2 protein-coding genes and 1 pseudogene are annotated in these 1544 nt (G+C 65.2%); all 3 read left to right on the forward strand.

The genetic code is table 11. The features are described 5' to 3' along the window. A partial coding sequence (locus tag AC1D00_RS40545; RefSeq protein ID WP_477014567.1) for an NAD(P)H-dependent flavin oxidoreductase occupies nucleotides 1–468 on the forward strand: 468 nt, incomplete at its 5' end. Between the two features lie 224 nt (nucleotides 469–692). Next, the gene (locus tag AC1D00_RS40550) at nucleotides 693–941 is read left to right on the forward strand and encodes a hypothetical protein (protein ID WP_477014568.1); all 249 of its coding nucleotides are present in this window, start codon (nucleotides 693–695) and stop codon (nucleotides 939–941) included. 137 nt (nucleotides 942–1078) lie between these two features. Then, nucleotides 1079–1544 (forward strand): annotated as a pseudogene (locus AC1D00_RS40555) (hypothetical protein); the annotation flags it as partial.

A 1544-nucleotide genomic window follows, 5' to 3' on the forward strand; every position in this document is an offset into this window, starting at 1 on the left:
GCCTTCGTCCGCGCGGTGCGCGCATTCTACGACGGCATCATCGTGCTCGCGGGTGGCATCAGCGATGGCCGCGCGCTGCATGCCGCGGAAGTGCTCGGCTGCGATCTCGGCTACATGGGCACGAAGTTCATCGCGACGCGCGAGAGCATGGCGGACGATCGTTACAAACGGATGCTGGTCGAGAGCAGCGCCGACGACATCCTGCTAACCACCGCGTTCACGGGACTTCAGACCAGCATGCTGAAGCCGTCGATCGTCGCTGCGGGACTTGATCCCGACGACCTGCCGGCGCGCGGGGCGATCGACATCGCCAAGGACATCGACGTTACCGCGCGGGACAACCGGCCCAAACGCTGGCGCGATATCTGGAGCGGCGGGCACTCGACGTCCGGCGTGACCGACGTGCTCGCCGTCGGCGATCTCGTTGCGCGGACTCTTGCCGAATACCGCGAGGCGGGTGGGCGGTAGCTGGGCTCCGTCAGGCCCGGGCTTATCCCGGGCGCATCCACGTTCCTTGCCGCAGGTGAGACGTGGATGGTCGGGTCAAGCCCGGCCATGACGATGCGGAGACTTCCGACCCCCGTCACAGTGAATCCCGCATAGCTCCAATCCCCCTCACTTAACGGCGGATTAACCATCGCCTGCCCAGAATCCCCCTCAAGGCCGCCAATCAGGACCGAGAGGGACAGGCGATGGACTTCGATTTTCTCAACTCCAAGAGGGCGGCTTCGCTGGACGAAATCCGCGTCCGCGTGGCCCATGCGCTGGCCCGCCACCCGCTGTGCCGCAATGTGCGCTTCGATATCGTCAGCGTCCCCCGCACCCGCCGGGGCGGCAACTGGACGGTGACGCTGCAATCGGTCGAGCCGCGCGCGGTCTGGGAAGCCTCCGAGATCGTCGCGGACATCCAGGATGCCTACGATCTGGCGGTAGCGGCCTGATTTTGCTCGGCTTTTTAGCCATGTCGCCATAGGCATGGTGATTGTCGCCGCAAAGGCACACTCAAGCCTTAATTCGTTCCTTTTTCCCGGGCACCGTTGACAACATCGTGAACCGCCCCTCCCCGTCGGAGAGACGTTTGTCCAAAGCCATCACCATCGTCGTTCTGACCTGTTTCCTCGTCCTCGGTGCCGCCACCACCGCTATTCTCGGACGCGATAGCGTGCCCAGCGTTAGTGCCGAGATGATCACCCAGGCCCCGCCGAAACCGCTCGCGACCAATCGCGCCGCCAAGGCCGACCGTCTGGTTCCGACCCTGGCGCTGGCCTCGGCCGCGATCGAGCCGGTCCTGGTGCCCGCCGACAGGCTTGCGCAGGCGCCCGTGTTGACCGAGCCGCTGCGCCAGGCCTTTGCCGCCGCCACTCCGTCCGATATTCCGATGCCCAGGACGGGTTCATCGGCGAACGTGAACGAGGCGCCCACGGCGGAAGTTCCCGCTGTCGAAGTCCCGGCCAAACCGAAGGTCGTCGCCAAGCCGCAGCCGCAGAAGTCCTATTCGCTGCTCTCCGACGTCCAGATTTCGGGCATCAAGGATCGTCTGAAGC

It is taken from the genome of Bradyrhizobium sp. P2_E8, assembly GCF_056403875.1.

Bases quoted from the DNA above. Each gene is read 5' to 3' on its own strand.
- AC1D00_RS40550 (WP_477014568.1), top strand. From the start codon at position 693: ATGGACTTCGATTTTCTCAACTCCAAGAGGGCGGCTTCGCTGGACGAA.